The sequence below is a fragment of the Bradyrhizobium sp. 1(2017) genome (genome assembly GCF_011602485.2).
Classification (GTDB): domain Bacteria; phylum Pseudomonadota; class Alphaproteobacteria; order Rhizobiales; family Xanthobacteraceae; genus Bradyrhizobium.
In genome coordinates this window covers 4,215,277-4,241,124 of record NZ_CP050022.2, presented here as the reverse complement: position 1 = coordinate 4,241,124, position 25,848 = coordinate 4,215,277, and the positions used below count along the sequence as shown (strand labels likewise).

At 64.9% G+C, this 25,848-nt stretch carries 26 protein-coding genes and 1 pseudogene; 12 read left to right on the top strand and 15 right to left on the bottom strand.

Annotated features, from left to right (window positions below; translation table 11 throughout):
• Positions 1-214 precede the first annotated feature (214 nt).
• From HAP40_RS20090 to HAP40_RS20080, 3 genes are all read left to right on the top strand, one after another.
• Positions 215-1,999: a NirA family protein gene (locus tag HAP40_RS20090; RefSeq protein WP_166816190.1), complete on the top strand. Its 1,785-nt coding sequence runs from the start codon at positions 215-217 to the stop codon at positions 1,997-1,999.
• A complete protein-coding gene (locus HAP40_RS20085; protein WP_166816191.1) occupies positions 1,996-3,603 on the top strand; it encodes a sulfite reductase subunit alpha in 1,608 nt (535 codons plus the stop codon). Before HAP40_RS20090 ends, HAP40_RS20085 begins: the two co-directional genes overlap by 4 nt.
• Before the next feature lie 217 nt (positions 3,604-3,820).
• A complete protein-coding gene (locus HAP40_RS20080) occupies positions 3,821-3,973 on the top strand; it encodes a hypothetical protein (RefSeq protein WP_036028094.1) in 153 nt (50 codons plus the stop codon).
• A gap of 124 nt (positions 3,974-4,097) precedes the next feature.
• On the opposite strand, the gene HAP40_RS20075 is transcribed toward HAP40_RS20080, so the two are convergent.
• Genes HAP40_RS20075 through pxpB form a run of 3 tightly spaced genes read right to left on the bottom strand, consistent with a single transcriptional unit; the run spans position 4,098 to position 6,661 of the window.
• Positions 4,098-4,865, bottom strand: coding sequence for a LamB/YcsF family protein (locus tag HAP40_RS20075; protein ID WP_166816192.1), 768 nt, complete (start codon positions 4,863-4,865; stop codon positions 4,098-4,100).
• Between the two features lie 30 nt (positions 4,866-4,895).
• Positions 4,896-5,933: a biotin-dependent carboxyltransferase family protein gene (locus HAP40_RS20070; protein ID WP_166816193.1), complete on the bottom strand. Its 1,038-nt coding sequence runs from the start codon at positions 5,931-5,933 to the stop codon at positions 4,896-4,898.
• Positions 5,930-6,661, bottom strand: coding sequence for a 5-oxoprolinase subunit PxpB (gene pxpB, locus HAP40_RS20065; protein WP_166816194.1), 732 nt, complete (start codon positions 6,659-6,661; stop codon positions 5,930-5,932). The genes HAP40_RS20070 and pxpB overlap by 4 nt, the downstream gene beginning before the upstream one ends.
• A gap of 259 nt (positions 6,662-6,920) precedes the next feature.
• Between pxpB and HAP40_RS20060 the strand changes: the two genes are divergently transcribed.
• Together HAP40_RS20060 and HAP40_RS20055 are read left to right on the top strand one after the other, a co-directional pair.
• A complete protein-coding gene (locus HAP40_RS20060; protein WP_008564879.1) occupies positions 6,921-7,619 on the top strand; it encodes a ribonuclease activity regulator RraA in 699 nt (232 codons plus the stop codon).
• Between the two features lie 17 nt (positions 7,620-7,636).
• Positions 7,637-8,041 carry a (R)-mandelonitrile lyase gene (locus HAP40_RS20055; protein WP_166816195.1) on the top strand — a complete coding sequence of 135 codons (405 nt, stop codon included), beginning with the start codon at positions 7,637-7,639 and terminating at the stop codon, positions 8,039-8,041.
• A 147-nt stretch (positions 8,042-8,188) separates the two neighbouring features.
• On the opposite strand, the gene HAP40_RS20050 is transcribed toward HAP40_RS20055, so the two are convergent.
• The 4 genes from HAP40_RS20050 to HAP40_RS20035 form a co-directional block, all read right to left on the bottom strand.
• Complete coding sequence (locus HAP40_RS20050; RefSeq protein WP_166816196.1) at positions 8,189-8,545, bottom strand: hypothetical protein; 357 nt, start codon at positions 8,543-8,545, stop codon at positions 8,189-8,191.
• Positions 8,546-8,721: 176 nt separating this feature from the next.
• Positions 8,722-9,600, bottom strand: coding sequence for a DUF2147 domain-containing protein (locus tag HAP40_RS20045; RefSeq protein ID WP_166816197.1), 879 nt, complete (start codon positions 9,598-9,600; stop codon positions 8,722-8,724).
• 201 nt (positions 9,601-9,801) lie between these two features.
• Positions 9,802-10,302 (bottom strand): hypothetical protein, encoded by a 501-nt coding sequence (locus HAP40_RS20040; RefSeq protein WP_166816198.1) that lies wholly within the window; start codon positions 10,300-10,302, stop codon positions 9,802-9,804.
• A 1-nt stretch (position 10,303) separates the two neighbouring features.
• Positions 10,304-11,086 carry a transporter substrate-binding domain-containing protein gene (locus tag HAP40_RS20035; RefSeq protein WP_166816199.1) on the bottom strand — a complete coding sequence of 261 codons (783 nt, stop codon included), beginning with the start codon at positions 11,084-11,086 and terminating at the stop codon, positions 10,304-10,306.
• 113 nt (positions 11,087-11,199) lie between these two features.
• Here HAP40_RS20035 and HAP40_RS20030 point away from each other — a divergent pair, with 113 nt between their 5' ends.
• Positions 11,200-11,697 carry a DUF1993 domain-containing protein gene (locus HAP40_RS20030; RefSeq protein WP_166819437.1) on the top strand — a complete coding sequence of 166 codons (498 nt, stop codon included), beginning with the start codon at positions 11,200-11,202 and terminating at the stop codon, positions 11,695-11,697.
• Positions 11,698-11,750: 53 nt separating this feature from the next.
• On the opposite strand, the gene HAP40_RS20025 is transcribed toward HAP40_RS20030, so the two are convergent.
• From HAP40_RS20025 to HAP40_RS20000, 6 genes are all read right to left on the bottom strand, one after another.
• Entirely contained in the window at positions 11,751-12,293 is a 543-nt protein-coding gene (locus tag HAP40_RS20025) for a hypothetical protein (RefSeq protein WP_166816200.1), read from the bottom strand.
• Between the two features lie 233 nt (positions 12,294-12,526).
• The gene (locus tag HAP40_RS20020) at positions 12,527-13,516 is read right to left on the bottom strand and encodes a hydroxyacid dehydrogenase (protein ID WP_166816201.1); all 990 of its coding nucleotides are present in this window, start codon (positions 13,514-13,516) and stop codon (positions 12,527-12,529) included.
• A 34-nt stretch (positions 13,517-13,550) separates the two neighbouring features.
• Complete coding sequence (locus tag HAP40_RS20015; protein WP_166816202.1) at positions 13,551-14,651, bottom strand: ABC transporter ATP-binding protein; 1,101 nt, start codon at positions 14,649-14,651, stop codon at positions 13,551-13,553.
• Between the two features lie 6 nt (positions 14,652-14,657).
• A complete protein-coding gene (locus HAP40_RS20010; protein WP_028179734.1) occupies positions 14,658-15,569 on the bottom strand; it encodes a carbohydrate ABC transporter permease in 912 nt (303 codons plus the stop codon).
• The gene (locus HAP40_RS20005; RefSeq protein WP_166816203.1) at positions 15,569-16,507 is read right to left on the bottom strand and encodes a carbohydrate ABC transporter permease; all 939 of its coding nucleotides are present in this window, start codon (positions 16,505-16,507) and stop codon (positions 15,569-15,571) included. The genes HAP40_RS20010 and HAP40_RS20005 overlap by 1 nt, the downstream gene beginning before the upstream one ends.
• 131 nt (positions 16,508-16,638) lie before the next feature.
• On the bottom strand, positions 16,639-17,979 hold the full coding sequence (locus tag HAP40_RS20000; RefSeq protein WP_166816204.1) for an ABC transporter substrate-binding protein: 1,341 nt from the start codon (positions 17,977-17,979) through the stop codon (positions 16,639-16,641).
• Positions 17,980-18,432: 453 nt separating this feature from the next.
• Between HAP40_RS20000 and HAP40_RS19995 the strand changes: the two genes are divergently transcribed.
• Positions 18,433-19,254, top strand: a complete 822-nt coding sequence (locus tag HAP40_RS19995) for a Spy/CpxP family protein refolding chaperone (protein ID WP_166816205.1) — start codon at positions 18,433-18,435, stop codon at positions 19,252-19,254.
• A gap of 112 nt (positions 19,255-19,366) precedes the next feature.
• Complete coding sequence (locus HAP40_RS19990) at positions 19,367-19,744, top strand: response regulator (RefSeq protein ID WP_008564831.1); 378 nt, start codon at positions 19,367-19,369, stop codon at positions 19,742-19,744.
• Positions 19,745-19,856: 112 nt separating this feature from the next.
• Here HAP40_RS19990 and HAP40_RS19985 read toward each other — a convergent pair.
• A pseudogene (locus HAP40_RS19985) lies at positions 19,857-20,054 on the bottom strand (hypothetical protein); the annotation flags it as partial.
• Between the two features lie 142 nt (positions 20,055-20,196).
• Positions 20,197-21,183, bottom strand: coding sequence for a glucokinase (gene glk / locus HAP40_RS19980; protein ID WP_166816206.1), 987 nt, complete (start codon positions 21,181-21,183; stop codon positions 20,197-20,199).
• Between the two features lie 273 nt (positions 21,184-21,456).
• On the opposite strand from glk, the gene pncA reads away from it, so the two are divergent.
• The 4 genes from pncA (at position 21,457) to HAP40_RS19960 (ending at position 25,826) form a co-directional block, all read left to right on the top strand.
• Positions 21,457-22,095 (top strand): bifunctional nicotinamidase/pyrazinamidase, encoded by a 639-nt coding sequence (pncA, locus tag HAP40_RS19975; protein WP_166816207.1) that lies wholly within the window; start codon positions 21,457-21,459, stop codon positions 22,093-22,095.
• Between the two features lie 16 nt (positions 22,096-22,111).
• A complete protein-coding gene (locus tag HAP40_RS19970) occupies positions 22,112-23,227 on the top strand; it encodes an alpha/beta fold hydrolase (RefSeq protein ID WP_166816208.1) in 1,116 nt (371 codons plus the stop codon).
• A gap of 148 nt (positions 23,228-23,375) precedes the next feature.
• Entirely contained in the window at positions 23,376-25,409 is a 2,034-nt protein-coding gene (locus tag HAP40_RS19965; protein WP_166816209.1) for an NAD(+) synthase, read from the top strand.
• 33 nt (positions 25,410-25,442) lie between these two features.
• Entirely contained in the window at positions 25,443-25,826 is a 384-nt protein-coding gene (locus HAP40_RS19960; RefSeq protein WP_166816210.1) for a GrlR family regulatory protein, read from the top strand.
• The last annotated feature ends 22 nt before the right edge of the window (positions 25,827-25,848 follow it).

Genomic DNA, 25,848 nt, shown 5'->3' with positions numbered 1-25,848 from the left:
ATCAAATCTTTTATTTCGCAGAAGCTGGCACGCAACTTGAATGTTGCAGTGCGGCCAGCTTGTCACAGGTGCCTGCTGAGCCGAGTCCCGCAGCAACGAAGCTGATCGGACCGTTGGGTGGCCAGGCCGGCTCTCGTGCCAGCAGGTTCCCTTTCGGGTCGCGCCTATGTCCGTCGATGCCACCCCGGTGGCCGCAGGAGCTTCGTTCCCGACCATGAAAATCGATACGCTCGCAGTCGACTTTACCGACGAGCAGAAACGCTATCTCGAGGGCTTCACGACCGGTTTGCAGATCAGCCGGGTCGGGCGCGGTCTGGGCGGTGGTGGCGCCGGCAAGGCGAGTGCCGAGCCCACCGGTCCCGATGCCGTGCACATCAAGGCGCAGGACAAGGTCATCGCATCCGGCAAGAAGCTCGCCGACCAGGAGAAGTTCAAGCGCGATGAGCATCCCTTCGATGCCTATCCGCGGCTGCGCCAGCAGGCGCTCGACAACGTGCCGCCGAGCCCGGCGGATAATTTCCGCTGGCGCTATTACGGCATCTTCTATGTCGCGCCGACGCAGGACTCCTACATGAGCCGCCTGCGGATTCCGAACGGCATCATGAAGCACTGGCAGCTGTCAGGCCTGGCCGATCTCGCCGACGAGCTCTGCGGCCCCTACAGCCACGTCACGACGCGCGCCAATCTCCAGCTTCGCGAGATCCCGCCAAAGAATGCGATCAAGCTGATCGAGGGCATCCAGGACCTCGGCCTGTGCTCGCGCGGCTCCGGCGCCGACAACATCCGCAACGTGACGGGAACGCCGACCGCCGGCATCGATCCGCAAGAGCTGATCGACACGCGGCCCTATGCGCGCGAGTGGCACTATCACATCCTCAACGATCGCTCGCTCTACGGCCTGCCGCGCAAGTTCAACGTCGCATTCGACGGCGCCGGCAGGATCGCGGTGCTGGAAGAAACCAACGACATCGCGTTCACGGCGTACGAGGTGAAGGACGGATTTGGCGTCGAGCCCGGCATCTGGTTCCGCCTCGGCCTCGGCGGCATCACCGGCCACAAGGATTTCGCGAAATATTCCGGCATCATCGTCAAACCGGAGCACGCCACCGCCGTCGCCGATGCCATCGTGCGCGTGTTCATCGACCATGGCGACCGCACCAACCGCAACAAGGCGCGGCTGAAATATGTGCTCGACGCCATGGGCCATGACGGCTTCCTGGGGCACGTCGAGGAGCGGCTGAAGACGCCGTTCACCCGCGTGCCCGAAGAGGCGTTTCTTCCGCGACCGGCGGCGGACCGCATGGCGCATGTCGGCGTGCACAAGCAGAAGCAGGACGGCCTCAACTGGATCGGCGTGTCGCTGACGCTCGGCAAGCTCAGCTGCGACCAGATGCGCGGCCTTGCCAAGGTCGCGCGGGATCTCGGCGACGGCGAGATCCGCCTCACGGTCTGGCAGAACCTGCTGATATCGGGCGTGCGCGACGAGAATGTCGAGCTCGCCGTCGCGGCAATCAAGCAGATCGGGCTCGCCGTCGAGGCCTCGCACATCCGCGCCGGGCTGATCGCCTGCACCGGCAATGCCGGCTGCCGCTTTGCCGCGGCGAACACCAAGCGCCATGCCGCCGAGATCGGCGACTGGTGCGAGCCGCGCGTCGCGATGGACAAGCCGGTCAACATCCATGTCACCGGCTGTCACCATTCCTGCGCGCAGCATTACATCAGCGACATCGGCCTGATTGGCGCGCGCGTGCCGGTTGGCGAAGAGGACACGGTCGAGGGTTATCACCTCTTCACCGGCGGCGGGTTCGGCCCCGACGCGGATGTCGGCCAGGAGGTCTATCACGACCTCAAGGCCGAGGACGCGCCGAAGACGGTCGAAGGACTGCTCAAGGCCTATATCGCCCATCGCGCGTCTGCCGACGAAACCTTTCTCTCCTTTGCGCGCCGCCATGACGGCGAAACGCTGCGCAAGCTTGCCGATGCACAGGTGTCCGCATGAACCAGATCACGCCTCCGCCCAGGCTCGACATCATTCCCGCCAGCGCGCCGTTCTCCGACGCGCAGCGCTCCTGGCTGAACGGATTCTTTGCCGGGCTGCTGTCGCCTGACGTCGCCGCGCCGCTGTCGGCAGAGCAGGGCGCCGCCGTCATGCAAGGCGCCGGTGACGGCGACGACGGCGAAGCGCCGTGGCACGACCAGACCATGCCGATCGCCGATCGGATGAAGCTCGCCGAGGGCCGTCCCGTGCGCCGCAAGATGATGGCGGCGATGGCGCAGCAGGATTGCGGCCAGTGCGGCTACAATTGCCACGACTATTCCGAGGCGATCGCCGGCCGCAGCGAAGCGCGGCTCAATCTGTGCGTTCCCGGCGGCAAGGAAACCGCGCGGATGCTGAAGTCGCTGTACGAGGAGCTCGACAAGGCTCCGGCGGCCAAGGCGGCGGACAAGCCGGATGCTCCCGCGCCGGCCGTGACGGTGACGATCGCAGAGCCGGGCCGCTCGCGCGACAACCCCGTTGCCGCGACCTTCCTGTCGCGCCGCCTCCTCAACAAGGGCAAGTCGGAGAAGGAAACCTACCACGTCGAGTTCGATCTCTCCGAGAGCAAGCTCGACTACATCGTCGGCGACAGCTTTGGCGTGTTCTCGCGCAACGATGTCGGCCTCGTCGACCAGATCATCGCGCTGCTCGGCGCTTCCCACACCACCAAGGTCAACGGCAAGACGCTGCGCGAGGTGCTGATCGACGACGTCTCGCTGTCGCCGGCACCGGACTCGCTGTTCGAGCTGATCTCCTTCATCACCGGCGGCGCGCAGCGCGAGAAGGCGCGGGCGCTGGCGCAAGGCGAGGATCCCGACGGCGATGCCGCCACGCTCGACGTGATGGCGGCGCTGCAGAAGTTTTCCGGCACGCGGCCGCACCCGGAGGCCTTCGTCGAGGCACTGGAGCCGCTGCAGCCGCGGCTCTATTCGATCTCGTCCTCGCACAATGCGACGCCGGGCAAGCTGTCGCTGACGGTCGATTCCGTGCGCTACCTCGTCGCCAAGCGCAAGCGGCTCGGCGTTGCCTCGACCTTCCTCGGCGAACGTATCGCCGAAGGCGAGAAGCTCAAGGTCTATGTGCAGAAAGCACACGGCTTCGGCCTGCCGCAGGATCCGAAGACGCCGGTCATCATGATCGGGCCAGGCACCGGCATTGCGCCGTTCCGCGCCTTCCTGCTCGACCGCAAGGCCACCGGCGCGCCCGGCAAGAACTGGCTGTTCTTCGGCCACCAGCGCAGCGATTGCGACTTCTTCTACCAGGAGGAGCTCAACGCGATGAAGACGTCGGGCCTGCTCACGCGCATGTCGCTGGCCTGGTCGCGCGACGGCGAGAAGAAGTTCTATGTGCAGGACCGCATGCGGGAGGTCGGCCGCGAGGTCTGGACCTGGCTTGCCGAAGGCGCGCATCTCTACATCTGCGGCGATGCCAAGCGCATGGCCAAGGACGTCGAGCGCGCGCTGGTGGATATCGTCGCCCAGTTCGGCGCGCGTTCGACCGATGAGGCCGTCAGCTTCGTCGCCGAGCTCAAAAAGTCCGGCCGCTTCCAGGCCGACGTCTACTAAGGCGCGCTGGAGTCGGGCTGTCATCCCATCGTCATCCGGGCCGGTTCCAACTGGCTCGGATCTTAACGAATAGGATTCTCGGAACCCGGGGGTGAGGAGAATTTGTGACCGCGATGCCGGGTTTCCAGAGAACCCTCATCGCTTTTTCCGCCGCTATCTTGCCTCCCGCCCTGGTTGATCCTTCATAATCCCGCAAATGGGGCGTTGGAGATCGACCATGCGCGAACTATCGGCGGAAGCCAGGCTGCATTTCTACGCGCGCTCGCTCTCGCGTCGGACCGGGGCGAGCATGCACCATGTCGCGATGTACAGCGCCTTTGCCGTCATCGCGGCGATCGTGTTCGGCACGCTGTCGGTGCATCCGTTCTAACGAGCTTCGCTGCTCTCGTAGGGTGGGCAAAGGCGCGCAGCGCCGTGCCCACCGTCCCCTCGACATACGAGATCGACGTGGTGGGCACGCTTCGCTTTGCCCACCCTACGGCACCGAGTCTGCCTCACCCGCGCTTGAACGGCGCCACCTCGATCCCCGCAGCCTTCAACGCCTGCCGCAAGCCGCGCGCGATGTCGACCGCGCCAGGCGTGTCGCCATGGATGCACACCGTGTCCGTGCGCATCTTGATGACCTTGCCCGTCACCGACACCACTGCGCCGTCCTGCACCATGCGCACCACGCGATCGGCGATCGCCTTGGCATCGTGCAGCACCGCGCCGGGCTTCTTCCGCGAAACCAGATTGCCGTCGTTCTCATAGGCGCGGTCGGCGAACACCTCGTGCACCATCGGCAGATTGGCGGCTTCGCCGGCCTTCACCAGCTTCGAGTTGGCGAGCACGACGAAGATCAGGCTGGGATCGACCGCCTTGATGCCGGCGGCGATCGCCATCGCCGTCATGTCGTCCTCGCAGGCGACGTTGGAGAGCGCGCCATGCGCCTTCACATGCGTGACCTTGTGGCCGGCCGCCGTCGCGATCGCCTGCAACGCGCCGATCTGGTAGGCGACGAGGTTCTCGATCTCGGAGGCTTTCAGCCCCGCGATCGGATGCCGGCCGAAGCCGTGCAAATCGCGATATCCGGGGTGTGCGCCGACCGAGACGCCGCGCGCCTTCGCCAGCTCGACCGTCCGGCGCATGATGTCGGGATCGCCGGCATGGAAGCCGCAGGCGACATTCACCGAACTCGCCAGCTCGATCATCGCCGCGTCGTTGCCCATCTCCCACGCGCCAAATCCCTCGCCGAGATCGCAATTGAGATCGACTGTCTTCATGGTGCTCTCCGCCTCTGGTCTTGTTGCCGTTTACGGTTCCGCCGCGACCTGCCACGTCCCGGCGTCGACGGCGCTCACGGCGTAGCCCGCAACATTGGCATCGCTGAGCGCCTCGACGTTGAGCGCGACGGTATCTGATGAACGCAGGCGATCGGGCAGGGTCCGGATCGCTTGCGCGAATTTGCGCGCTTCGTCTTGCGCCTCGGCCATGCTGACGGCCTTGAAGCGGAACGCCGTTCCCGCCGAGGTCTGCGCGAGACGGCCGACATCCGCCGTGATGACGGTTGCGATCTTCGGATAGCCGCCGGACGTGCCGCGATCCATCATCAGCGCGATCGGCGAGCCGTTGCCGGGCACCTGGATGCTGCCGTTGACGGTGCCGTCGGAGACGATGTTGTGGCCGTGCAGATGCTTGATCGCGGGACCTTCGAGCCGGTAGCCCATGCGGTCGGAGGTCGCCGAGATCTTCCACTCGCTGTCCAGGAACAGCGCCTTGTTTTCGTCGTCGAACTCGTCGTCCTGCGGCCCCAGCAGCACGCGGATCGGGCCGCTCACCGGCTTCGGCAATTCGATGCGCAACTCCGGCGCGCCGCTGGCGGCATCGACGCTGAACTCGTCGCCGGCCTGGAGCGGGCGCGGGTAGGGGCTGCCGAGACCCGCGCGCGCATTGACTGCGAGACTGCCGAACACCGGCTCGCCGCGGATAGTCCCTTCGATCGCCAGATAGGTGAAGGCGCCGCCGCGGGCAAAGCCCAGCGTCAGCGTCTCGCCGTCCTTCAGCGTCACCGACGTGTCCATCGCGACCGGGCTTCCGGCGACGTCCGCGTTGCGCGGAGCGCCTGACATCGCGACGCGCACGGCGCCGTCACGCGCGGTGAAGGACGCGCCGAACGGGCCGATCTCGACGGCAGCCGCGAACGCTTCGTTGCCGACCAGCGTGTTTGCCGCAGCCAGCGACAGCCGGTCCATCGCCCCGCTCACCGTCAAGCCGTAGCGCTGCGCGCCGAGGCGGCCGCCATCCTGGACGGAGCTTGCCGGTCCAATGCTGGCGACGACGAGCCGGCTCATGCGTTCACCTGCTCGGCGATGATCTCGCCGGCTTCGGCAGCGCGGTCCAGTTCATCGAATGTCGTGTGGTCGATGGCGAAGAACGTCACGCGGTCGCCGGGTTCGGTGAGGAAGGTGGGATTGCGATGGAGCTGATAGGTTCTGACGGGCGTGCGGCCCAGAAGGTGCCAGCCGCTCGGCGCGGCCAGGCATTGGATGCCCGCCTGGACGCCGCCGATCGAGATGGTGCCGGCGGGCGTCAGCAGCCGCGGGTTTTGCCGCCGCGACATGTGCAGGAATTTGTCGAGGCCGCTGAGATAGGACCAGCCCGGCGTGAATCCGATCATGGCGACCTTGTAGTCGCCGCCGGCGTGACGGGCGACGATGTCGTCGGGCGTGGTGCCGAGCGCCTTGGCGACGTCCTCCAGATCGATGCCGTGCTCGCCGCCATAGGCGACGGGAATGAGCCAGCGGCGCGCCTTCGTCGCTGGCGGCAGCGGCCGGCCGGCGAGCGCGAGCAGCTTGTCGCCGAGCGCCTCGAAGCCGATCTTGCCGGGATCGTAATGCACCAGCAGCGAACGATAGGTCGGCACGGTCTCGGTGATGCCGTCGATGGAGCTTGCGGCCAGCGCCTTGTCGAGCGCCAGCACGCGCTGGTTGGCATCGTCGTCGATGGTGCGGCTGAACTCGACCGTGACGGCGCTGTCGCCACTGGGCAGAAGGCGGGGCGGGGGAAGCGTCGCGGCCATGAGCTGTCGAGGAGCTGTCGAAATCGGGCTTCGGAGGAATGCGGCCCTCGGCGTGAGAGTTCCGCTTCGTCCTGCTTCGCGTAAATGCGCCCGCAAGTCCAATAAATTAATGCAAGGGGGCGCGATAAAGCCTTGTTATCGCGTCGCATAACGGCTCAGCCGCCCTGCGTTATTGGTGGGCTCTTGGCCCTTGACGCAAGGGCTGCGGCTCGCAAGATGCGCGCGTTCTTTCCCGCCCATCCGGAGCTCGTCTGTTTCCATGTCGCTGTCCCCCGAAGCCCGCAAGACCCTCGCCGGCATCACCACCGCCACCATCACCACGGTCCTGCTGAAGAAGGGCCTGCGCAACGTGTGGATGCGCGGCGCGCGTCCGCTGCGCCCGGGACTGCCGCGGCTGGTTGGCCCGGCCTTCACGCTGCGTTTCGTGCCGGCGCGCGAGGATCTGGCGACGCCGGAATCCTGGTCGTCGCCGATCTCGACCCGCACCGCGATCGAGGCGATGCCCGATGGCTGCATCGCCGTGGTCGACGCCATGGGCATCACCGATGCCGGCATCTTCGGCGACATTCTCTGCGCGCGCATGGTCAAGCGGGGCGTGACGGCGCTCGTCACTGACGGCGTCGTGCGTGACGTCGAGGGCGTGCTCGGCACCAATTTGCCGGTCTGGTGCGACGGCTATGCCGCGCCGCCTTCGGTCGCGGGCCTGACCTTTGTCGGCTGGGGCGAGCCGATCGGCTGCGGCGGCGTCGCCGTATTCCCGAACGACATCGTCGTCGCCGACCAGGACGGCTGCGTGCTGATCCCGCAGGCAATGCTCGATCACGTGCTCAACGAGGGCGTCGAGCAGGAACGCATGGAAGCCTGGATCGTCAACGAGGTGAACAACGGCGCGGTGCTGCCGGGCCTCTATCCCATGAACGCCGAAACCAAGGCGCGCTACGCCGCCAGCAAGAAGTAACAGGAAGCGAGGACCCCATGGAGATCACAGTCGCAGGCACGCGGCCGACCCGCCGCGCGCCCAAGGAGAACTTCACCGGCACTGTCTGGCAGGATCCGGTCATCATGGCGCCGTCGCCGGCACGGCTGAACTGCTCGCGCGTCGCGTTCGAGCCGGGCGCGCGCACCAATTGGCATCACCATCCGCTCGGGCAGACGCTGTACGTCATCTCCGGCGTCGGGCGCGTGCAGACCAAGGGCGGTCCCGTCAGGGAGATCCGGCCTGGCGACACCGTCTGGATTCCGCCGGGCGAGTTGCACTGGCACGGGGCTTCGCCGACCAACGGCATGTGCCACATCGCCATGCAGGAAGCCCTCGACGGCGTCTACTCGACTTGGCTCGAACCGGTGACCGACGCCGAGTATGGCGCCGCGGTTGGCTGACGACCTCTCTCGTGCCCCCGGACAAGACGCATCGCGCAGGCGATGCGTCGCCGAGCCGGGGCCCAGAGATTTCGGACCACGAAGATTGCTGGGTCCCGGCTCTGCGCAGCAACGCTTGGCGTCGCTGCTTGTCCGGGACACGAAACCCTACATTCTTTCCGCCGTCCACGTCCCCGTGCACATGGCGCCGCGCCAGGTGCCGGAGCCGGACGTGCCGCTGAGCCGGCCGAAGCCGACGGCGCGCTTGATGCCGGTGCTCAAGGTGACCTTGATGCTGCCCGCATCGGCGACGCGGCCTGACGCCGTCACCGCGGCGTTGCCCGATGCGATTTGACCGTTGTTGATTCCGATCGCGACGGTCGCGCCGTTGCCGCAGGCCTGGCTCGAGGAGGCGATGCGGACGTTCCATGCGCCGTCGAACGTGCTCGTCGCAGCATTCGCCTGCACGAGCGGGACAGCGATGGTGACGATGGTGGCGAAGAGAGTCTTGCGAAAGCCGTTCATGACACGCCCCTGCGGTTGACCATGCGGGAACGGTGGCATGCGTGTGGAACCGGCGATGTGAGGGCTGTCACGTGCGCATGCGGCTGTGTGACGTTGCGCACCTCGCTACGGCACGCCGCACAAAAGCAAGGGGGCCCGCATCACGGGGCCCCTTGTGTTGATTGATCAGCCCGAGCTCAGTTCACGCGCGTCCAGGTCTGGCCGCCGCAGAACATGCCGCCGAAGGCGCAGCCCTGCACGCGCAACCGGTCGGTGCCTTTCATCGCGATGGTCGAATCGTAGGTGGAACCAGAGTTGGGGTCGAGGATGCGGCCCGACCATTTCTGGTCCTTGCCGGGCTTCATGTTGATCAGAACCTGCTCGCCGTTCTGGTTCGATTTCGAATCGACCGAATAGCCGCAGAGATTGCTGCCGCATTGCTCGATACGGACCTTGCCTTCCTTCTCCTCGGTGAGCCAGACGCCGAGCGGCGAGCTGATATCGCGCGTGGCCGCGGCAGCCGGAGCCGGCGTGGCTGCGGCCGCCTGAACGGGAGCGGGGGCGGGCGCCGGGGCAGGTGGCGGAGGCGGCGCCGGTGGTGCGGCAGCCACGGTCGGGGCGGGCGGTGGCGCCACGGCGGGCGCGGCCTGCTGCTCGACCGGAGCCGCGGCCGGAGGCGGCGCGGGCGGCGGCAGTACCGCCGTGTTGGCCGGCGCGTTGGTGGCGGTCGTGGTCGGCGGAGGAGCCGGCGGTGGCGGTGCAGGAGGCGGTGCTACGGCCGCAGCTGCGGGCGCCTGCGCGGCCGGCGGGGCGACCGGAGCGGGCGCAGGTGCCGGAGCAGCCGGTGCTTGCGGTTCGACGGTCGCTTGCTGCGGGGCCTGCTGACTCGGGCCCGTCTCGTTCTTCTTGGCCTTCTTGGCCTTGCCCTGGCCGGTGTTGTCGTAAACGCCGGGAATCTGCACCGTGCCGCGGTCCGGATCGATCCGGATGGTGCGCCCGCCATATTCGAACGTGTACTGTGCTTGAGCGGCTGTACTCGCCAAAAGGAATGCGGCCGCGGCCAACAGCTTCCTCATTTCCATCTCCTGAGCCGATAGTCCCCGGACCGAGGCATACGCCCCGGTTCAATCGCAAAAAGTGATCTAGATCACTGTTCTCGGTATGAGTCGTGCTCGCGCTGAGCTTGGTTCAATAGCGCCGAACTCTGCCCGGAGTTGGGCGGGCGGTGCCCGCTCGCATGTGACGCGCCTGGCCGGCGACAATTCAGCGCGCCGCGTCTACTTCCGGGGACAACCCGCATTGGCCGCCTGTTGGGCGCGGGCAAGCGCGGCGTCGTTCGCCTTATCGGCATGAACATCGATCGAAGCAATGAGGCAAGCATTTGCGCCGCTGATCGCGAACACGGAGAGCTCCTGGAGCTCCTTCTCATTCTTGCCGACCCGTCGCCAGGTGCGGATCACCGCGGCCCTCGGTACGCCGGCACGCATGATCCATTGCACCTTGTCGCCAAAGGACTTGCCGGCGCCGCGCCATTGCGCAGTCGGCCCGGACACCTTCTCGATTGCGCTCCGAGGCGCAATCGTGACCGATACGATGTTGCCTTCGTCGGCAAAGCTCACCACGTAACCGGCCGGACCTGGGCAGGTCCACAGACCGAGCTCGTCCGTTGACTCGTCCTTGCATGCCGGCCCGGTCGCTGGTGTGAACTTCGACTGCGCGAGCGCACCATGGACGCCGCTGATCCCGAGCAAAAATGCGACCGCTAACGCCCTTCGCATGTCAGTCGAACCAGGCGGCGTAGATCTTCCTGTAGCTGCCATCTTCCATGGAGATGTGCAGCCATTGGTCGACGAAGGCCTTCAGCGCCATGTCGCGCTGGAGCCAGTAGGCCTTCTCCGAGAAGTCGAACGGTTTCTCGGGATGCACCGCGCAGAGCACGCCAGCGTGCTGCTTCTGCTGGTAGCGCGTCTCGGAGGCGTCCGTCATCATCAAATCGGCGTTGCCCTTGGCGATCTCGTCGAAGATCACGGTATTGTCGGCGAACACCGTGATCTCGGCATCCCTGATGTTGGCACGCGCGAAGCGCTCGTTGGTGCCGCCGGGGTTGACGATGATCCGGGTGCCCTTCTTGTCGATGTCGGCGATGCTCTGATACTTGCCGACGTCGGCGCAGCGCGCGATCGGGGTCTTGCCCTCGCGCATGATCGGCGTGGAGAAGAAGCCCTTCTTCTGCCGGTCGAGCGTTACGGAAACGCCGCCCATGGCGATGTCGAACTGGTCGGTCTCGAAATCCTTCATCAGCTTCGGCCAGGCCGTCGGCACGAATTCGACCTTGACGCCGAGTGCCTTGCCGAGCGCCTGCGCCATGTCGACGTCGAAGCCGGTGAACTGCTGCGTGGTCTTGTCCAGATAGGTGAAGGGCTTGTAGTCGCCGGTCATGCCGACGCGCAGGGTGCCGCGCTTGATGATCTCGTCGAGGCGCGAGGGCGATGCCTGCTGCGCATGTGCCGAGACATTCACCAGCAACGCGACGGCCAGAGCCGCCCAGATTCGAACGATCATCTCTTTTCTACCCATCTCCGAGCTGTCATTGTGCAGCTCTTGAGTGTGGATCTAGACCAGATGCCCGTCGCTGGCGAGGCGAAATTGAAGGGAATTCAGAGGTGACGATCTCGATGCACGAGGCCTCGGTGGGCCTCTTCGTGCCTTACTTGCAAAATCTGTCGGCGCTGCTCGACAAGGGCGTCGCCTATGCCGAGGCCCGCAAGTTCAACCCGGCGGTCCTGCTGGGGATGCGCATGGCGCCGAACATGTACGATCTGGCGCAGCAGATCGGCGAGGCCTGCCGCCATGCCACGGTCGCTCCGGCCTTGCTGGCCGGACGCGAGCCGGTGGCGCTGCCCGTGCTCGAGCACGACATGGCGGGGCTTCAGGCGCGCATCGCGACGTCGATCGAGTTCATCGAGACCCTGCCGCGCGCCGAGATCGATGCGGCGGCGGAACGCAACGTCTTCTTCAGGCTGAAGAACGGCACCGAGCTGTCCTTCACCGGGCGGACGCTGCTGCTGACCTTCAGCGTGCCGCAGTTCTTTTTCCACGTCACGACGGCCTACGACCTGTTGCGGCACGCCGGTGTCGAGCTGGTAAAGAAGGACTTTTTGGGAAGGAAGTAGGAGCTTTGCGTCTACCTCTCCCCAGCGGGGAGAGGTGCACGGAGATCTGAGCCCTACGCTTCGCCTTTGCGCTCGTAATCGGCGAGCGAGCTGCGGCCGGCGATCTCGCTGCGCAGCTCTTCGAAGCGACGATGTGCCTCGTCTTCATGCTCGTCGACGAAGCGCACGGCGGCTTCGCTCGTCATCGGGCCGTTGACCACGGGAGCGGATTGCTCGCCGATGGTCTCGTGGACGTAGAACTGGCCGTCATCGCTGCGATGGACCGTCCATTTGAGTCGGATCGCGACCATAGGGCCCGGGCCGACCTTGCTGTAGCCATCGGCATCGGTGTGCTCCGGGACCAGCGGCTGCTCCTCGACCACGGGATGCTCTTCAGCCAGCAGATGCTCTTCAGCCAACTGATGCTCGTCGACCGCCGGATACGCGTCGACGACCTGCTGCTCGACGACCTGCTGCTCGTCAGAGTCCATGTGCTCGCGCTCTCCGGCGACCACGATTTCGGTCTCGGTCTTGCGAATGACGAGAACGGGCTCGGGGTTCTCCAGAATGCTGGCGATTGTCGCCAGAGCGTGGTCGGTCGGATCGATTTCTGACAAGGGTTCATCCTCCAGCTCGACGCGCCGGCCGGTCTGTCCCGCTGCCGCCGCGCTTCCGCCTCCATTACGCGCGCTTGATTAAGGCTGAGTTGGGGCCCGATCTGCACCAAAATGGGACGTATTCTGGCCTTCCGAAGGCGGGGCGGACTGAAAGCATGATCCGGAAAAGCGGGCAGCGGTCTTCCGAAAAGATCATGCTCGAACAACAATTTAAAGCGCGACCATCGGCTCGTTCAGCCCAGCACGTCCTGATTGATGATGTTCTGGCGGATGGGGTCGCCGTCCAGCACACTGAGGATGTTGCGCGCGGTCTGCTCGCTCATGCGGCTCACGGCCTCGACGGTAACGCCGGCCACATGGGGCGCCATGATGACGTTGGGCAGCGCGAATAGAGCGTTGCTGATTGGCGGCGGCTCGACCTCGAACACGTCGATGCCCGCGCCGGCGAGCTTTCCGGACGTGAGCGCGTCGTACAGCGCAGCTTCCTTCACGATGCCGCCGCGTGCAGTGTTGATGAGATAGGACAGCGGCTTCATCCGCCCGATCCGCGCCGCATCGAACAGGCCGATGGTCTCCGGCGTCTTCGGACAGTGGATGGTGACGAAATCGGCGCTCGGCAGCGCGGCATCGAGGTCAGTGACGGGCTCGCAGCCGGCCGCCTTGATGTCGGCGGCAGCCTTGTAGGGATCGTAGACCTGCACGTTCATTTCCATCGCCAGGCACCGCTTGGCGGTGCGACTGCCGATGCGGCCGAAGCCGACGATCAGCACGGTCTTGCCGTAGAGGTCGAACGGCAGCATCCCGAGGCGGTTGGCCCACTGGCCATCCTTGACGCAGGCGTGCATCTCATTGGCGCGCTTGGCCAGCGTCAGCATCATGAACAGCGCCTGCTCGGCGACCGAGGGCGAGTTGGCGCTGCCCGCGACCATCAGCGGCACCTTGCGGCGGGAGAGGGCGGGCACGTCGACGGCGTCATAGCCGACGCCGATGCGGGTCACCACCTTCATGTCCTTCGACGCTTCGAGCTCGGTCTCGCCGAAGGCCGTGGCACCCAACGCCACGCCATGGACCGGGGCATGGCTCTTCAGCAAGGCCTCGAAATCCCCGGCCGAGATCAGGTTCGGAAACTCGACGAGCTCGATATCGTCGCGCTGGGTGAGGAGGGCGCGTGCCCCTTGCGACAAAGTTTGCGTAACGAAAATCTTTTTCTTGTTGGTCGCCATCGTCCCCTGCCTGCGCGAGTTTCTTGAACCGGCGTCACAACACGACGCCGGTCGCCTCGTTTAGCAGGTGCATGTTGTTGAGGTCCATCGCCAAACGCATGGGTGCCCCGTCCTTGGCGCCGGCGTTGGGATTGACGCGGCCGCAGACCGGCGTGCCGTCGAGCCCGAAATAGACCAGCGTCTCCATCCCCATCGGTTCGGTCACGTCGAGCACGGTCTCGAAGGTCTCGACGCCGGGCTCCAGATGCGCATGCGACTCGGTGAGATGCTCGGGGCGAAGGCCCAGCAGCAGCTTCTCCGTGCGCGGCAGCGCGTTGTAGCGCGCGGCACGCGCCGGCGGCAGCGCGAAGGAGATGCGATCGGTGAGGCGGATCTGAAGCGCGCCGCCGACATCCTCGAGCCGGCACGGGATGAAGTTCATCGCGGGCGAGCCGATGAAGCCCGCGACGAAACGCGTCGCCGGCTTGTGATAGAGCTCGTTCGGCGTGCCGATCTGCTCGATCCGCCCCTTGTTCATCACCACGACGCGGTCGGCCAGCGTCATCGCCTCGACCTGGTCATGGGTGACGTAGACGGTGGTGGTGCGCACCTTCTGGTGCACCTTCTTGATCTCGATCCGCATCTGCACGCGCAGCTTGGCGTCGAGATTGGACAGCGGCTCGTCGAACAGGAAGACCTTCGGATTGCGCACGATGGCCCGGCCCATCGCGACGCGCTGGCGCTGGCCGCCGGAGAGCTGCTTCGGCTTGCGGTCGATCAGGTCGGTGATGTCGAGGAGCCGGGCAGCCTCGGTCACCCGGGCCTTGATCTCGGCCTTGGGATAGTGCTTGAGGCGCAGGCCGAACGACATGTTCTCCGCGACCGTCATGTGCGGATAGAGCGCGTAGTTCTGGAAAACCATCGCGATGTCGCGGTCCTTCGGCGGCACGTCGTTGACGACGTCGCCGCCGATCATGATGTCGCCGTCGCTGATGTCCTCGAGGCCGGCGATCATGCGCAGCGTCGTCGACTTGCCGCAGCCGGAGGGGCCAACCAGCACGATGAACTCGTGGTCGGCGATATCGAGGTCGATGCCGCGCACGGCTTCGACGTCGTCGTAACGCTTAACTACCTTCCGCAAAGCAACGTCAGCCATGAGACATCAACCCTTTGTCGCACCGGCGGTCAGGCCGGCAATGTAGTAATCCATCAGGAAGGCGTAGATGATCAACGGCGGCGCGGCGCCGAGCAGCGCGCCGGTCATGATCTGCCCCCAGTTGAAGACGTCGCCCTTGATCAGCGTGGTGGTGATGCCGACCGGCAGCACGAGCTGGTCGACCGACGTCGTGAACACGAGGGGATAGAGGAATTGCGCCCAGGATACCGTAAAGGCGAAGATGGTCGCGGCGATAAGCCCGGGCAGCGCGACGGGGATGAAGATCCGCGTCAGGGTCTGGAGCCATGAGGCGCCGTCGATGAGGGCGGCCTCGTCGAGCTCCTTCGGAATCGAGGCGAAATAGCCGATCATGATCCAGGTGCAGAACGGCACGGTCAGTGTCGGATAGATGAACAGCAGTACGTACCATCTGTTGAGCAACGTGATGCCGGTCAGGTCCTGAACCACGGCCAGCATCTTGAAAAGCGGGATGAACAACAGGCTGTCCGGGATCAGGTAAGTGAGAAAGACGCCGGTCGCCAGCGTCGTCGAGCCCCAGAACTTCATTCGAGCCAGCGCGAATGCCGCTGGAATGCTGATCAGCATGGTGACCATCACCACCACGATCGAGACGATGGCGGAATTCCAGAAGAAGCGCAAAAACTGGTTCGACGTCAAAAGCTCGACGTAGTTCGACAGCGTCGGATGGAACACCCACCAGGGATTGGTCGCCGCCGATATCTCCGCGCTGCTCTTGAGCGAGGTGATCAGCATGTAGATCGGCGGGGTGAGCGAGAAGATCGCGAACAGCACCAGAAAGAAGTAGGACCAGCGCAGTGCCCAGGTGCGATCCCGGCTCATGCTTCGGTATTTGACTTTCCGCGTGGGACCGCCCTTGTCGATTGCAAGCGTGCTCATCAGGCTTCGTTCCCACGTTTGTTGACATCGCGCAGAATGAAGATCGCCGCGACTGCGAGGATCGGCACCATGAACAGCGAGACGCAGGCGCCGAGCGGAATATCGCTGCTCTGGATGCCGACCTGGAATGCCCAGGTGGCGAACAGATGCGTCGAATCCAATGGGCCGCCTGACGTCAGGATGCGCACGATGTCGAAATTGGCGAAGGTGACGATCAGCGAGAACAGCGTGGTGATGGCGATGATGTTGCGCATCATCGGCAAGGTGATGTGCCAGATCTTCTGCCACCAATTGGCGCCGTCGATCGATGCGGCTTCATAGAGCTGGTCCGGCACCGATTTCAGCGCCGCCAGGTACATGATCATGAAGAACGGCGCGCCGTACCAGACGTTGACGAGGATGACGGAGAAGCGCGCCCAGAAGGTGTCGCCGAGCCAGGGAATCGGACCGATGCCGAAGAACGACAGCGAGTAGTTGAAGGCACTGTAGGACGGGTCGAACAGCCACAGCCAGGCCAGCGTGCTCATCGCCGGCGGGATCACCCACGGCACCAGCAGCATGCCGCGCCATTTGCGCTGGCCCTTGGCCGGAAGGTTGTGGACGAAATGGGCGACGATGAAGCCCAACAGCGCCTTGAAGAACACGGCGGTGAGGGCAAAGATGCAGGATTGCCGTACCACCATCCAGAACGTCTCGCGCTTGAACAGGAAGGTGAAGTTGCTGAGGCCGACGAACTTCTGCATCGACTTGTTCAAGGTCGCCAGATGCATGGAGTAGAAGGCTGGATAGAGCACGAGCAGCGCGATCAGGAGAATCAGCGGCACCGTCAGGAAGAACGCCACCGTCGACTTCCGCCCGAGAGTGTTGCGCAGACTGGAGCGTTTGCGCGAGCTTCCAGCGCGGACGGAGCGACCTTGCTCAACGACGACATCGGCCATGGCCAAGACTTTCGTAAAGGTTCGACGGGGAAGCCGACCGCATTGGCCGGCTTCCCCCGACAAGAGAATGGGACAGGCGGAATCGCCGGCGGCTCACGCGTCGGCGCGTGAACCGCCATGAGCACCCGGCATCAGCTCCGCATGAAGCCTTCGCACTCGCCCTCGGCCCAGGCGAGAGCCTGCTCCATGGTCTCGCCACGGGCATAGCGCAGCGCCAGTTTGGTCAACGTCGCCTGATTGTAGATCTGCTGTGCGATCTTTGGCGGCGCTGGCGAGGCCGCGATCGACATCGTCTGGCGGCCATGCGGGTCGGGATAACTATAGAGCGTGCCCTTCGGCGGCCCTTCCTCGGCCCACGTCTTCAGCTTGGTCATGTTCGCGAAAGCCGGGAGGTCGTAGCCGCCGCTCGCCGCGACAAACTTTTCAATCGACGACGGCTGCGACAGATGCGTCAGCAGGCTCTTGGCTGCTTCCTTGTTCTTGCCGAAGGCCCAGACGCCCCAGAAATAGGGCAGGAACGGTGCGAAGCGGCCCTTCGGACCGGCCGGCATGCCGTGCGTCCAGCATTGCTCGGCGACCTGTGGTGCGTCGCGTTTGGCAACGGCCCACGAGCTCGGCGGATTCAGGATCAGGGCCCCGCGGCCCGAGATCAGCCATTTGTTGTTCGAGGCGTCGTCCCAGGACGGCGCGTCCGCCGGAAGCACCGCGATCAGTTTCTTGTAGAATTCGAGAGCCTGACGCACGTTGTCAGACTTCACGGTGATGTCGCCCTTGGCGTTCACGAGCTCGGCGCCGAATGACTGGAAGATCGCGCCGGCGGTATCGACGCTGTCCGTGGTCTCGCCGAGGCCGATCCCGAACGGGACGCCGGCCTTGTTGCAGGCTTCGGCGGCCTTGAGGAAGACGTCCATTGTCCAGTTCTCGTCCTTGGGCGCGCTGCCCGCCGGATACATCTCCTGGACGTCGATGCCGGCATGCTTCTTCATCAGGTCGATGCGCGAGCAGGGGCCCTTGATCTGGCTGCCGACGGTCGCAGGGACGGCAAGCCATTTGCCGCCGGCCTGGCCGAGATATTTGGTCGTGCCGTTCACCTCGCCGTTTTGCTTGATTATCGGCCCCATGATGTCGGTGACCGGCTCGAGCTGGTCTGCATAGGCGTGCGGCCACCAGGTCGGCATCTGGAGAATGTCGTGGCCGGACTTTGCCTGCGCCTCGGCGGCGACGGTCAGTTCGAGCTTCTTGTTGTTGCTGGTGATGTAGTCGATGGAGACTTCGACCTTCTCCTTCGCGGCCCATTCGTTGACGAGGTCGGTCGAGGCTTTGTTCGCACCCGGGACCCAATGATCCCAGAAGCCGATGGAGAGCTTGCCGGCGGCGTAGGCGCCCCGGACATAGGGCGCTGTAACCAGCGCCGCGGAGGACAGTGCAGTGGCAGCCACAAATTGACGTCGCGTCAGTGTCTTGCGTGACATCTCGTTTCCTCGCCTGGGTGTTGTTGTTGGAGTTTCCTCTGAGATTTCTTTCTTGAGTTTTTGTTGTGGAATTTTCTTATTGGCGCCGTCGGCTGACGTGAACATTCTCGCGGGCCGCAGCAAATTGGTAGCGCGATCAGATCATGATTGATCGCATCTGTCGAGAAAGCCGAACGCCTCCTCGTCTAGAACTAATGGTGTGTCCGGCACCGTCGCGCGTCCACGCAGACTGTTCGTTTTGCGACGCACACTTCGCGCGAGCCGCCCCTCCAACGATCCGTGCGCAATTACGCCGCAGTTTCGAATAAGCCTGCATAACCGCTTCGCACGAAAGAGTTTTCGGGCGTAGACAGCAATCGGCGCGTCTGGACCGCGGCGCGGCGGAAACGATAGAGTTGCAATTGGCGGGGGCTCTCGCCCGACAGGCCAGTCAGATCGACGATGGAGACGAGAATGATCAAACCGGCGCTGCCAGCGCGACTTCACCTGCGACGATGGTTTGCGCTGGGGTCCGCGCTTGCGCTGCTGCTCGGCACAGCCTCGGTGGCGAATGCCCAAGGTCTGGTCAAGGGCGTTCAGGAGGGAGCTGCGGCCGGGAACAAGGCGGCAGGTCCCGTTGGCGGCGTGCTCGGCGGCGCCATCGGCGGCGTGGTGGGCGTCTTCACTGGTGTGCTCGGCGTCGGCAACAACAACCAGGGGCCGCCGCCCAAGGAGGCCAATAAGGAGGCCGGCAAAGACGCGAAGGAGTCCAAGCAGCCGGGCGGCAAGGACAAGGATGCCAAGAGCGCCAAGGCGGGCAAGGGCGCCAAGGCAAGCAAGGAGGCCAAGAACGCCCCGCCGGACGGCAAGGATAAAGACAACAAGGACAATAAAGACAACAAGAACGTCACCGTTCTCACCCAGCCCGGCGCGCCGCAGCAGACCGCGGAACAGATCGTCGCCAACAGCGATGCCTATATCGAGCGGATCAAGACCGAGCTGAACCTCACGTCCGATCAGGAGAAGCACTGGTACGGCTTCTCGAGCGCCATGCACTACCTGGGACATAATGGTGCGGAGCGGCTCAACCTGCGGGTTGCCCGCGCCAAGCGCGATCCGCCCGACGACATCATCGAGCAGATGCGTAACGAGTCGCAGTTCCTGATCGACCGGGCCGCCGACCAGCGCAACGTCGCAGATGCCGCCGAGCCGCTCTATTCGAGCCTCGATGACAAGCAGAAGCAGGTCTTCATCCAGGAAATGGTCCGCCTCAGCCACGAGCGGGGGCTGGATTGATCAAGTTGAATCCGATCGTGGGCGAGCGAATTAACGGCGCTCGCCACGAATTCGTGAATCCTTTCTACAATTCGGTTATGGTTAGCTTCGCTTGGCTGACTGCGGGGTTGATATGGCGGACGGACTCTCCGTTTTCCTGGTCGAAGACGAGGCGTTGATCCGGATGATGATCGCCGACATGGTGGAGGAACTCGGCCACCACGTCGTCGCGGAGGCGGACAATGTCCGCGACGCAAGCGCCTTTGCCATGACCGCGCAATACGATCTGGCCATCCTCGACATCAACCTGATGGGCGTTTACGTCGATCCCGTCGCCGACCTGATCGAGCGCCGCGGAAAGCCGTTCCTGTTCGCCACCGGTTACGGCCCTGAGCTGCTGCCGTCCTTGCTTCGGCGCCGACCGATCCTGCGCAAGCCGATCGCAATGGATCAGCTCAAGGCGATGATCGATTCGATGTTTCCGGAAGCACCGGTGAAGACGCCGCACTGAGTGACGACGAGGGCTCCGCACCGAGTGACGGCAAAGGTGCCGCACTGAGTGACGGTAAGGGTGCGCTGAGATCATCGGCGGAGCCGCGCGTGATGAGAGCGAGGTCTCGGTATCGGCCGTTCTTCAAAACCGTGGCGATGGTGTGTGCCGTCATGGCAGCACGGTCCGAGGCGCGCTGGGCAGCCAGCCGGTCTTTCGCCTTTTCCTCGATCAAGAGCTCGATCAAGGCCAGGCGCTTGTCATCGTCATCCGCCTCGGTCAGCAGACGGTGATAGCGGTGATAGTCGAAACCCAAATCCTGCTTACGCATGTCACGCCCCCGCAACTACGCCACACACACGGCAAGATTGTTTCGCATCGGAAGCACGCAGGCAAGCAGATCCTGCGTGAAACCGCGCCGATGCCTTAATCAGTTGTGAATTATTGAACCGGCGGGAACCAATGCCCGCCGCTCAGTTTGGATTGTGCTCGGCAAACATCTTCAGGCCGACGAAGCTCGCATCGGGCTTGGTCACCAGCCTGGTTGGGATGTTTCGCAGGTAGTCCTGGAATCGTCCCTTGGCCTCGAAGCGTGCCCGGAACGCCGAGGCGGCGAGGAACTCGGGAAAACGGGGCACGATTCCACCGGCAATATAGACCCCGCCGCGGGCGCCGAAGGTCACCGCGAGATTGCCGGCGACCGAGCCGAGAATGGCGCAAAACATGTCGAGCGTCGCGCGGCTGACGGGACAGCTGCCCTCCAGCGCGGCCTTGGTGATGGCGGCGGGATCGCGATGCGGCACCTGGGCGCCGTCGAGCTCCGCAAGGGCCTCGTAGAGGCTTTGCAGGCCGGAACCCGAGAGCGCACCGCGCTCGATCGAGACATGGCCGAGGCGCTTGCGCAGACAGGCGATGACCCGTTCCTCGCGCTCGTTCTCCGCCGGCAGGGTCGCGTGACCGGCCTCGGTCACGACCGCCAGCCGCGCGCCATGGCGCTCGACCAGACAGGACACGCCAAAGCCCGTGCCGGGCCCGACCACCAGCAAGGGTTCGCCGGGAAGGCCATCCTGTCCGCCGAGCGGGATCAGGTCGGCCGGCTGCAAGGCGGGAAGGGACCAGGCCACCACTTCAAAGTCGTTGAGCACGTGGACGCTGTCGAAGCCGAGAGCGGGTTGCAGCTCGTTGCCGTCGATGACCCACGGACTGTTGGTCATGACGCAGCGATTGTTGGTCACGGGCCCCGCGACCGCCAGCACGGCCCTTCTGGGCGGCTCGCCGCCGGCCCGGCGCGCGAGGACGTCGACGATGGCCTCCCGGACGGTTGGAAAGTCGGCGACTTTCACATAGTCGATCGGTGCGGCCGGATCGCCGTCCCGAGACGCGACCTGGCTCAGCGCGAAGCGCGCGTTGGTGCCGCCGATATCGGCGAGAAGAATCTGTCCTGTCTTGCCGATTGTCATGGCGATATGGCTGCCACAGCTTTGCCCGCTGCGGGAACCGCTTCCTCCGCTCTCTCCGACCGAAAACGACGACCGGCGTTCAGAATCCGTCCTTGGGTGCCGCTAGTCAACACGGTCGACATCAAACCGTTGCATCCCGAGGACCCGACCGGTGACCAATTCGCGCAGGCGTCCGCACGGGCCGGCGGTTGCGCAGCAGCGCTGGAAGGCCGACACTAATAAGAAGTGTGCTTGAAGGAAGAATGCTCGGCGCTGTCGTGCCGGGCAGGCGGGATGAGCCTGGCAATGAAGATTTCCGATCGCGACGTGCTGCTGGTGATCGATGTGCAGAACGATTTCTGCACCGGTGGAGCGCTCGCCGTTCCCGGCGGCGAGAAGGTCGTCCCCGCGGTCAACCGGATCGCCCAAAAATTCGCCAATGTGGTGCTGACCCAGGACTGGCATCCGAGAGATCACGTCTCTTTTGCGCCGAACCATCCGGGCAAGCAGCCGTTCCAGACCATCGAGCTCGACTACGGCATCCAGGTGTTGTGGCCGACGCATTGCGTCAAGGGCACGGCCGGCGCCGAATTCCACCGGGATCTCGACATCGCCAGGGCGAACCTCGTGGTCCGCAAGGGCTTTCGCCGCGGCATCGACTCCTATTCGGCGTTGTTCGAGAACGACAAGAGGACGCCGACGGGCCTGCTCGGATACTTGCGCGAGCGCGAGCTGAAGACCGTCTTCGTCACCGGTCTGGCGCTGGATTTCTGTGTCCGCTTCTCGGCGGAGGACGCGCGCAAGGCAGGGTTCGAGGTCGCCGTCATCGAGGATGCCTGCCGCGGCATCGATCTCGGCGGCACCGTGGCCGCGACCCATCAGAGTTTCAGGGACCTCGGCATTTCGGTCGTCGGCCTCGAGGCGTTCCTGTGAGGAGATCGAGACAGCGATGAAGGAGAAGACCGGCAATCAGCCAAGCCGACCAGGGCATGCCTCGGATGATCCGCTGCTGTGGCCGTTTGCAGCAGCGCGGCTCGCCATGGACGCCTGCTTCTGGTGGATCGAGCGCGGACCCGCCGAGCAGGGCGATAGCAGCCTGCCGTGGACGACGCCCGGCACGGTCGCGCTGGAGCTGGCGACCATGCGTCTGCGCGATTGCACGCGGACCCGCTCAGGCCAGCCCGCGCTGGTGTGCGCGCCCTATGCGCTGCATCGGCCCCTGATCGCCGACTTCGCGCCCGGCCACAGCGTGGTGCAGTCCCTCCAGGCCGGCGGCATCGACCGGGTCTATCTCACGGATTGGCGGTCAGCGGCGCCGGACATGCGCTATCTCTCGATCGACAGCTATCTGACCGACCTCAACGTCGCCATCGACGAGATCGGCGCGCCGGTGGATCTCGTCGGGTTGTGCCAAGGGGGCTGGCTGTCGCTGCTCTATGCGGCGCGTTTTCCGGCCAAGGTGCGGCGGCTGGTGCTTGCGGGCGCACCGGTCGACCTGTCGATCGAATCCCCGTTGTCGCGGCTCACCCGCAACGCGCCCGAGTTGGTCTATGACCAGCTCGTGGCGCGCGGGGGCGGCAATGTCAGCGGCGAGGAGATGCTGCGCTTGTGGTCCAAGGCGCCGAGCCGCGACGACATCGAAGCGGCGTTGCAGAGGGATATCTCGGACGAGGACGGCGCGGCGCTGCTCGCGCGCTTCGATCGCTGGAATACGGAAACGCTCGATCTGCCGGGCACTTATTATCTTCAGATCGTCAATTGGATTTTCCGGGAGAACCGGATCGCCGCCGGCTCATTCGTCGCCCTCGGCCGCGCCGTTGACCTCAAGGACGTCAAGGCGCCGGTGTTCCTGCTGGCCGGGCTGGACGACGACGTCGTGCCGGCTGCGCAGGCACTCGCCACCGCCGGTCTCGTCGGCACGCCGGCGGCCTTCATTGCGGCAGCGTCCGAGCCGAGCAATCATCTCGGCCTGTTCATGGGGGCGCGCACCCACGCCCATGCCTGGCCCCGGATCGCCGGATGGCTGCGCGACGACCTGTCCGGGGTGTTGGCGCGGAGCGCCTGACGTTGCGGGCGCCGCGGCCATGCAAATCCGTTATGCATGACGGCGGATGGCCTGCACGGGCCCCGGTCGATGGGCTACATATAATGCGGAGCCGACGGCTGCGGCCGGCGGCACGAGAGATTGCAAGAGATCGAAGGTACTGCGCTCGATGACTTTCCACTCGATCTACGCCCACGGATTTGCGCGCGTAGCGGCCTGCGTCACCACCTCGCACGTGGCCGATCCGTCGGCCAATACAAAGGCCGTTCTGGCCGCGGCGAATGCCTGCCACGACCAGTCGGTCGCGGTCGCCGTGTTTCCCGAGCTATGCCTGTCCGGTTACGCGATCGAGGATCTGGTCAAGCAGGATCCGTTGCTCGATGCGGTCGAGCGCGGGCTCGCGGCGATCGTCGAGGCCTCCTCGGCGCTGATGACGGTCCTGATCGTCGGCGCGCCGCTGCGCTTTGGCAATCGCATCTACAATTGCGCCATCGTCGTCCATCGCGGCAACGTCCTCGGCGTGGTGCCCAAGAGCTATCTGCCGACCTATCGCGAATTCTACGAGGGACGGCATTTTGCCTCCGGCGCCGGCATCGCCGGAGAGACGATTTCCTTTGGTGGCCTGCATGCCCCGTTCGGTGTCGATTTGTTGTTCTCGGCCGAGGACGTTCCGGGGCTCACCATCGGCGTCGAGATCTGCGAGGACATGTGGATCCCGGTGACGCCCGCCTCGGAGCTCGCGCTCGCAGGCGCCAGCGTCCTGATCAATCTCTCGGGCAGCCCGATCACGATCGGCCGGGCGCGTGCGCGCGCGCTGCTGTGCCAATCGACATCGGCGCGCTGCCTTGCGGCCTACGTCTATTCCGCCGCCGGGGCAGGGGAATCGACCACCGATCTCGCCTGGGACGGTCAGACCTCGATCTACGAGAACGGCGCGCTGCTGGCCGAGGGCGAGCGGTTCCGCCAGGGCGGCCAGATCACCTGTGCCGACGTCGATCTCGACCTGCTCAGGCAGGAGCGCGCGTTGATGGGCACGTTCGATGACAACCGCCGCCAGCGCGAGGCGTTTTTCCGCAAGGTGACATTCGCCCTGAAGCCGCCGGCCGCCGACATCGGCTTCCTGCGCAAGGTGGAGCGCTTTCCCTTCGTTCCGAGCGACGAAAGCCTGCTCGAGCAGGATTGCTATGAGGCCTACAACATTCAGGTTGCCGGTCTCGTGCAGCGCATGCGCGCAACCGGCACCAAGCGCGTCGTGATCGGTGTCTCGGGCGGGCTCGATTCCACCCATGCGCTGATCGTCGCGGCCAAGGCGGTCGACCTGCTCGGTCTGCCGCGTGAAAACATCCTGGCCTACACCATGCCGGGCTTTGCCACCGGCAGCGAGAGCAAGGCCCATGCGCTGGCCCTGATGCAGGCGTTGCGCACGAGCTGGCAGGAGCTCGACATCCGCACCACGGCGACGCAGATGCTGAAGGATATCGGTCACCCCTTCGGCAAGGGCGAGAAGGTTTACGACGTCACCTTCGAGAACGTCCAGGCGGGCCTGCGCACGGATTATTTGTTCCGGCTCGCCAACCATCATGGCGGCATCGTCATCGGCACCGGCGATCTCTCCGAGCTCGCCCTCGGCTGGTGCACCTATGGTGTCGGCGACCAGATGGCGCATTACAACGTCAACTCCGGAGTTCCGAAGACGCTGATCCAGCACCTGATCCGCTGGGTGATCTCCTCGAAACAGTTCGGCGACGACGTCAACCGGACGCTCGGCTCGATCCTGGTGGCGGAGATATCCCCGGAGCTCGTGCCGGTGCAGGCCGGCGAGAAGCCGCAGAGCACGGAAGCGGCCGTCGGGCCCTACGAGCTGCAGGATTTCAACCTGTTCTACACGCTGCGCTTCGGCATGCGTCCCTCCAAGATCGCCTTCATGGCGCTGCATGCCTGGAAGGACGTCGCCAAGGGCGAATGGCCGCCGGCATTTCCGAACGACCGGCGCAAGGCTTACGAGCTTCCCGAGATCCGGCGCTGGCTCGAGGTGTTCCTGCGCCGCTTCTTTGCCTTCAGCCAGTTCAAGCGCTCGGCGATGCCGAACGGACCGAAGGTCTCGGCCGGTGGCTCGCTGTCACCGCGCGGCGACTGGCGCGCGCCGTCGGATGCCAGCGCGGCGGCATGGATCGAGGATCTCGAACGGAACGTGCCGACCTGATTGGGCGGCGGATCGACATGGGGAGATTATCTGATGTCGACCGGGGATGGAGCAGAAGCGGGTAACGAGGCCACGGTCGTCAACGGCCTCTACATTTTCGACATCGAGATGCGCGACGGCAAACGCGGACACGCCAGAGGCGTGGTCGTGCTCAGCGACGGACGCATCATGGGCGGCGACAGCTTCTTCTATTACACCGGCAGCTACAGGTACCGGAGCGGCAAGTGGCGCGGCGACTTGATCGTCAATCAGCATACCGAAGCCGTCGGCAGAGCGCTCGCATTCGGCGGCCGGGAGGTCACCTGCGGTTTCTCGGGCCACTATTCCGCCGGCGGCGCCGAGATCGAAGGCATGGCCCTGGTCGGCAAGACCACCGTGACATTCACGGCCCGCCTCACGCTCAAGAACGCGATGTGAGCCCGGCGTGATCGGCCCTCAT

Bases quoted from the DNA above. Each gene is read 5' to 3' on its own strand.
- HAP40_RS20090 (WP_166816190.1), top strand. From the start codon at position 215: ATGAAAATCGATACGCTCGCAGTCGACTTTACCGACGAGCAGAAACGC.
- HAP40_RS20085 (WP_166816191.1), top strand. From the start codon at position 1,996: ATGAACCAGATCACGCCTCCGCCCAGGCTCGACATCATTCCCGCCAGC.
- HAP40_RS20080 (WP_036028094.1), top strand. From the start codon at position 3,821: ATGCGCGAACTATCGGCGGAAGCCAGGCTGCATTTCTACGCGCGCTCG.
- HAP40_RS20075 (WP_166816192.1), bottom strand. From the start codon at position 4,865: ATGAAGACAGTCGATCTCAATTGCGATCTCGGCGAGGGATTTGGCGCG.
- HAP40_RS20070 (WP_166816193.1), bottom strand. From the start codon at position 5,933: ATGAGCCGGCTCGTCGTCGCCAGCATTGGACCGGCAAGCTCCGTCCAG.
- pxpB (WP_166816194.1), bottom strand. From the start codon at position 6,661: ATGGCCGCGACGCTTCCCCCGCCCCGCCTTCTGCCCAGTGGCGACAGC.
- HAP40_RS20060 (WP_008564879.1), top strand. From the start codon at position 6,921: ATGTCGCTGTCCCCCGAAGCCCGCAAGACCCTCGCCGGCATCACCACC.
- HAP40_RS20055 (WP_166816195.1), top strand. From the start codon at position 7,637: ATGGAGATCACAGTCGCAGGCACGCGGCCGACCCGCCGCGCGCCCAAG.
- HAP40_RS20050 (WP_166816196.1), bottom strand. From the start codon at position 8,545: ATGAACGGCTTTCGCAAGACTCTCTTCGCCACCATCGTCACCATCGCT.
- HAP40_RS20045 (WP_166816197.1), bottom strand. From the start codon at position 9,600: ATGAGGAAGCTGTTGGCCGCGGCCGCATTCCTTTTGGCGAGTACAGCC.
- HAP40_RS20040 (WP_166816198.1), bottom strand. From the start codon at position 10,302: ATGCGAAGGGCGTTAGCGGTCGCATTTTTGCTCGGGATCAGCGGCGTC.
- HAP40_RS20035 (WP_166816199.1), bottom strand. From the start codon at position 11,086: ATGATCGTTCGAATCTGGGCGGCTCTGGCCGTCGCGTTGCTGGTGAAT.
- HAP40_RS20030 (WP_166819437.1), top strand. From the start codon at position 11,200: ATGCACGAGGCCTCGGTGGGCCTCTTCGTGCCTTACTTGCAAAATCTG.
- HAP40_RS20020 (WP_166816201.1), bottom strand. From the start codon at position 13,516: ATGGCGACCAACAAGAAAAAGATTTTCGTTACGCAAACTTTGTCGCAA.
- HAP40_RS20015 (WP_166816202.1), bottom strand. From the start codon at position 14,651: ATGGCTGACGTTGCTTTGCGGAAGGTAGTTAAGCGTTACGACGACGTC.
- HAP40_RS20010 (WP_028179734.1), bottom strand. From the start codon at position 15,569: ATGAGCACGCTTGCAATCGACAAGGGCGGTCCCACGCGGAAAGTCAAA.
- HAP40_RS20005 (WP_166816203.1), bottom strand. From the start codon at position 16,507: ATGGCCGATGTCGTCGTTGAGCAAGGTCGCTCCGTCCGCGCTGGAAGC.
- HAP40_RS20000 (WP_166816204.1), bottom strand. From the start codon at position 17,979: ATGTCACGCAAGACACTGACGCGACGTCAATTTGTGGCTGCCACTGCA.
- HAP40_RS19995 (WP_166816205.1), top strand. From the start codon at position 18,433: ATGATCAAACCGGCGCTGCCAGCGCGACTTCACCTGCGACGATGGTTT.
- HAP40_RS19990 (WP_008564831.1), top strand. From the start codon at position 19,367: ATGGCGGACGGACTCTCCGTTTTCCTGGTCGAAGACGAGGCGTTGATC.
- glk (WP_166816206.1), bottom strand. From the start codon at position 21,183: ATGACAATCGGCAAGACAGGACAGATTCTTCTCGCCGATATCGGCGGC.
- pncA (WP_166816207.1), top strand. From the start codon at position 21,457: ATGAGCCTGGCAATGAAGATTTCCGATCGCGACGTGCTGCTGGTGATC.
- HAP40_RS19970 (WP_166816208.1), top strand. From the start codon at position 22,112: ATGAAGGAGAAGACCGGCAATCAGCCAAGCCGACCAGGGCATGCCTCG.
- HAP40_RS19965 (WP_166816209.1), top strand. From the start codon at position 23,376: ATGACTTTCCACTCGATCTACGCCCACGGATTTGCGCGCGTAGCGGCC.
- HAP40_RS19960 (WP_166816210.1), top strand. From the start codon at position 25,443: ATGTCGACCGGGGATGGAGCAGAAGCGGGTAACGAGGCCACGGTCGTC.